The organism is Synechococcus sp. R6-10 (assembly GCF_047461815.1).
GTDB lineage: Bacteria > Cyanobacteriota > Cyanobacteriia > Thermostichales > Thermostichaceae > Thermostichus.
This window is the reverse complement of the sequence record NZ_JANSHW010000082.1, coordinates 1-4,963: the sequence shown is the minus strand read 5'-3', so window position 1 is coordinate 4,963 and position 4,963 is coordinate 1. Positions and strand designations below refer to the sequence as shown.

Annotated in this window: 4 protein-coding genes; all 4 read right to left on the bottom strand. The window is 58.9% G+C overall.

Annotated elements, in window-relative coordinates:
• Positions 1 to 305 precede the first annotated feature (305 nt).
• The 4 genes from rsgA to dnaK all read right to left on the bottom strand — a co-directional run bounded on the left by rsgA (position 306) and on the right by dnaK (position 4,720).
• Entirely contained in the window at positions 306 to 1,334 is a 1,029-nt protein-coding gene (gene rsgA / locus NW837_RS02805; protein WP_414329169.1) for a ribosome small subunit-dependent GTPase A, read from the bottom strand.
• Positions 1,331 to 1,600, bottom strand: coding sequence for a sulfurtransferase TusA family protein (locus tag NW837_RS02800; protein ID WP_414329168.1), 270 nt, complete (start codon positions 1,598 to 1,600; stop codon positions 1,331 to 1,333). Before NW837_RS02800 ends, rsgA begins: the two co-directional genes overlap by 4 nt.
• The gene (gene dnaJ, locus NW837_RS02795) at positions 1,597 to 2,781 is read right to left on the bottom strand and encodes a molecular chaperone DnaJ (RefSeq protein WP_414329167.1); all 1,185 of its coding nucleotides are present in this window, start codon (positions 2,779 to 2,781) and stop codon (positions 1,597 to 1,599) included. The genes NW837_RS02800 and dnaJ overlap by 4 nt, the downstream gene beginning before the upstream one ends.
• A gap of 130 nt (positions 2,782 to 2,911) precedes the next feature.
• Complete coding sequence (gene dnaK / locus NW837_RS02790; RefSeq protein WP_414329166.1) at positions 2,912 to 4,720, bottom strand: molecular chaperone DnaK; 1,809 nt, start codon at positions 4,718 to 4,720, stop codon at positions 2,912 to 2,914.
• Positions 4,721 to 4,963: the final 243 nt, after the last annotated feature.

Genomic DNA, 4,963 nt, shown 5'->3' with positions numbered 1-4,963 from the left:
GATCCCAAGGCCAAGCGGGTGATGATCTACCGACAAGGGCAAGCGCCGGAATTGGTCGAAGATCCGGAAACCTTATCGGGAGAGGACGTGCTGCCGGGCTTCACCTTGCCCATCCGCAAGATCTGGTCCACCTGACATTCTACAGTCGTTTTATAGTCGTTTTAGACAGGAATGAAACATTTCTGTTGTATTGTGTATTGGTTCCTAACTCCCCTCTCCCATAGGAAGAGGGGCTGGGAGTGGTCGCAGAAGCTGCACGGAATGCTTGAGGAGTGTCTCAATCTAGTTTGGAATGACTATAGTCCTCAGATTGGGGTCTTTCGCGCAATTCTGGCGAGACTGGGATCTTGGCCAGGCTGGATAAGGCCCACCGATGCCTTTTGCACCTGCTGGACTTCTTGCAAAAGCTGCAAGTAAAAAGTCCGTCGTTCCCAATCCAGATCTCGGAGCCCACAGCCCGGCTCTCGATGGTGCAGGCAATCGCGAAACTGACAGGCGCCCAAGCGATCCCTTACTTCGGGGAAGCACCGTATCAACTGCAAAGGATGCACCGGCGGGATCCCTTCGCCAGCATTGAATCCCGGCGAATCGGCGATCCAACCGCCTTCCGGCAAAGGAAACAGCTCCACATGGCGGGTGGTGTGCCGACCATGGCCCAAACGTCTGGAGACGGCCTGAGTGGCCAGCCGAACGTCCGGCAGCAGCCGATTGAGCAAGCTGGATTTGCCCACCCCGGAAGGGCCTGTCACCACCGAGATCTGATCTCGACAGCACTGTTGCAACTGGGGGATCCCAGCTTGGGTGTGGGCACTGACCAACAGAGGCTCATATCCCCACCTCTGCAGACGCTCCACCCAAGTTGTCGCCACTTCTGGATCCACGCAGTCGCATTTGTTCAACACCACCTGAACCCGCAGTTGGCTGGCCTCGGCTTGCACCAGCAGACGACTGAGGGCGTTGGGCTCAGGGTCGGGCTCGGCCAGGGCCACCACCACCAGAACTTGGGTCGCGTTGGCAATAGCAGGTCGAGGCAGTTGAGTGCGCCGCGGCAGGATCGCCTCGATCACCCCCCGCTCCGGCCAGAGGTCGGCGGCAGCAGGCGGCAAGCGCACCTCCACCCAGTCCCCCACCATCACCTGCTGACCCATTTTTTTCAGCTTGGCCCGACTGGTACAGAGAATCTCTGCCGGCGTGGGCTTTTCAACCGGAAACCGAGCCGGGATCTCGGGAAAGAGGGCAGCCAAACTTGGATCGATACGCACGCGATAAAAGTTGGCCTGCGCTGCTCGCACCCAGCCGGTACAATCTTTTCCTTCCGGTTTCACCGGGTTCATGGCGACGCAGGTGTGCCGCGACGCACCCAGAGAATGTAATGGCCTTCGGGGGAAGCTGCCTGTCCCTCAATCCGATGCCCGGCCATGGCTAGACTGTTGGGCACCTGCTCCAGAGGTTCTCCCGCATCCAGCCACAGCTCCAGCAGTTCTCCAGGAGCCATGCGCTCCAGGCGCAGCTTCGCCCGCACGTAGTTAAGTGGGCAAGGGATCCCGCGCTGGTCAAGGATAAACTTGACCTCTTCCGACGAAACAGCCTCTGCAGTCATTCTTCCTCACGCTCCCGGTTGCCAGGCATCTGGGCCAGCCCCCGCAACAACCCGCCCAAGAAACCATCCCGCTTGTTGATGCGTTCTCCGTGCAGCTCAGCCAGGCGCATGAGCAATTCCCGCTCTTCTGAGCTGATGCGGGTGGGGATCTCCACCACCAAGGTGATTTGGTGGTCGCCCCGAGACATCGGGTTGCCAATGCGAGGTACCCCCTTGCCCTCCAGGGTCAGCACTGTACCCGGCTGGGATCCGGCTGGGATGGTCAGCTCCACCTCTTCCTCCAGGCCGGCTTTCGAGTCCACGGTGGGCACAGAGACCTTGGCCCCCAAGATGGCCTGCAAATAGCTCACCCGCACCTCCGAGAGAATGGTCAGGCCATCTCGCTGGAAGTCGGGATCCGGTTCCACAAATAGGTAGACGTAGAGATCCCCGGGCGGGCCACCGCGTCGACCGGCATCGCCTTCCCCGGAAACCCGCAAACGGGTGCCACTATCCACGCCGGCTGGGATGTTAATGCGCAGTTTCTTCGTGGTTTGGGCCAAGCCCTCGCCATTGCAGTTGTAGCAGGGCTCTTCCAACACCTGACCGCTGCCACCACAGGTGGGACAAACCGAGACCTGGGTAAAGTTGCCAAACGGCGTGCGGGTTGCCCGCCGCACCTGACCGCCGCCCCCGCAGGTGGGGCAAGTTTTCACCTCCGTACCGGGCTTAGCCCCGCTGCCTCCACAGACGTTGCAGACTTCCAAGTGGCTGATGCGAATCTGCTTTTCGCCGCCGAAGATGGCTTCCAGAAACTCCAGTTTTAGGTCAAAGCGCAGATCATCGCCCCGTACCGGCCCCTGGCGACTGCGGGCATAGCTGGCTCCTGCCCCTGCAAAGTTGGTGAAAAAGCTCTCGAAAATGTCGGCAAAGCCACCCATCCCCGCAAAATCCTGGAATCCACTTGCTGCCGCAGCAGCTCCACTCAAACCCGCTTCTCCAAAGCGATCGTAGCGAGCTTTTAGCTCATTATCAGAGAGCACCTCATAGGCACGGTTGATCTCTTTGAAGCGCTCCTCGGCGCCTGGCTCCTTGTTGACATCCGGGTGGTACTTACGAGCCAACCGTCGATAGGCGCGCTTGATCTCCTCTTTGGAGCTATCGCGGCTAACCCCCAAGATTTCATAGTAGTCGCGAGCCATAGAAGCGCTTCAGAAGAGGTTAAAGATCAAAACATCAGACACACTTGAGATGCAACTTGTCAGGCAGCACAACCGAAGCAGACCTACAAGGCACCGGAGCTGGGGGAGAGCAAGCAGTTGCCTAGAATCCTCAGCGAGCTCCATAGATCTCGCTACCCATCTCCAGCAGGACAGCCCGCAGTTCTTCCATTGCGTTCCGTAAAGTTGCTAAGTCTACGTTATCATTTGCCAGCAATGCCCTCAATGTGCCCGCCACTTGAGCCCCCCGCTGGATTCGAGCTTCGCTGAGGCGATTGCCATGCTCCTGCAGGGTTTTGTCGTAGTTGTAGAGCAGGCTATCTGACTGGTTGCGGGCTTCCACCAACTGCCGCCGGCGCTGATCTTCTTCGGCATAGGCCTCCGCTTCCCGACGCATTCGCTCGATCTCGCTGCTGCTCAAGCCACCGTTGTTGGTGATCTTGACGCTCTGCTCGATTCCTGTCCCCTTTTCCCGAGCCGAGACTTTCAAGATCCCGTTGGCATCGATGTCAAAAGAAACCTCGATCTGGGGCACCCCACGGGGAGCCGGCGGGATCCCGGTCAGCTGAAAGCGGCCCAAGGTTTTGTTGTCTTTGGCCATGGCCCGCTCTCCCTGCAGGACGTGAATCTCCACCACACTCTGGCCATCGGTGGCAGTGGAGAAAATCTGGGTTTTACTGGTGGGAATGGTGGTGTTGCGCTCGATGATGCGGGTGAAGACTCCCCCCAGCGTTTCCACCCCAATCGAGAGAGGGATCACGTCCAGCAGCAGTAGATCTTTCACTTCTCCACCCACCACGCCTGCCTGGATGGCAGCGCCAAGGGCCACCGCCTCGTCCGGGTTGACGGAGCGATCTGGGTTTTTTTTGAAGATTTGCCGAATTTTCTCCTGGACAGCGGGAATACGAGTAGAGCCGCCCACCAGCAGCACGCGGTCGATGTCTGCAGGGGAGAGGCCAGCATCCCGCAGCGCCTGTTCTGTAGGCTCCACGGTGGCCTCCACCAGATCCCGCACCAACTCCTCAAACTTGCCGCGGGTCAGCTCCACTTCCAGGTGCTTGGGCCCCGAATCGTCGGCGGTGATAAAAGGCAGGTTAATGAGTGTAACCTGGGTGCTGGACAGCTCAATTTTGGCCTTCTCAGCAGCCTCCCGCATCCGCTGCAGGGCCATGCGATCCCGCGAGAGGTCGATCCCTTCCGTCTCCAAAAACTGACGGATGAGCCAATCGACAATTCTTTGGTCGAAGTCATCCCCCCCCAGGTGGTTGTTGCCGGCAGTCGCTTGCACCTCAAACACGCCGCTGCCCAGTTGCAGCACCGAGACATCGAAGGTGCCGCCACCCAAATCGAAAACCAGAATGCGTAGGTCTTGATCTTGTTTGTCTAGGCCATAGGCCAGGGCGGCTGCTGTCGGCTCGTTGATGATGCGCAGCACCTCCAGGCCGGCAATGGTGCCCGCATCTTTGGTGGCCTGCCGCTGGGCATCGGTAAAATAGGCGGGAACGGTGATCACGGCTTGGGTCACCGGCTCCCCCAGATAGGCCTCCGCATCGGCCTTCAGCTTTTGCAGGATCATGGCGGAGATCTCCTGCGGAGTGTAGGCGCGATCTTGCACCGCCACTTCCACCATGTTGTCTCGACCGGGGATGACTTTGTAGGGAACCCGCCTCCGCTCATCTTCGGTCTCGGCAAAGGTGCGGCCAATGAAGCGTTTGATGCTGAAGATGGTGTTTTCAGCATTGGTAACCGCCTGGCGCTTGGCCAGTTGGCCCACCAAGCGGGTGTTGTTCTTGGCGAAGCCGACAATGCTGGGGGTGGTGCGCCCTCCCTCGGCGTTGGTGATCACAACGGGCTGACCACCTTCCAAAACCGCCACGCAACTGTTGGTGGTTCCCAGGTCAATCCCGATGACTTTACCCATAGCCCCCTCTTCCCGTGCGCCAAGTCTCAACCCAAGAACGCGATTCCACGGATCTTAAAAGCATTCTGCCCAGAATCCCGCAGAAACCTTCAGACGTTGCTTTCGTCTCCGTAGCTTTACTGTAGCGTTTCTGAGACTGCTCTGGCTCTGTTTGTCAAGGTTCAAGTGAGCAAGTTCGGCTAGGAAGGTTGGGGGTTTTGGGGAGAGGCGGGCGTGTTTTCCGGACCAGCTTCGATGGTGGCT

Coding starts and splice junctions, on each gene's coding strand:
- rsgA (WP_414329169.1), bottom strand. CDS start 1,334: ATGAACCCGGTGAAACCGGAAGGAAAAGATTGTACCGGCTGGGTGCGA.
- NW837_RS02800 (WP_414329168.1), bottom strand. CDS start 1,600: ATGACTGCAGAGGCTGTTTCGTCGGAAGAGGTCAAGTTTATCCTTGAC.
- dnaJ (WP_414329167.1), bottom strand. CDS start 2,781: ATGGCTCGCGACTACTATGAAATCTTGGGGGTTAGCCGCGATAGCTCC.
- dnaK (WP_414329166.1), bottom strand. CDS start 4,720: ATGGGTAAAGTCATCGGGATTGACCTGGGAACCACCAACAGTTGCGTG.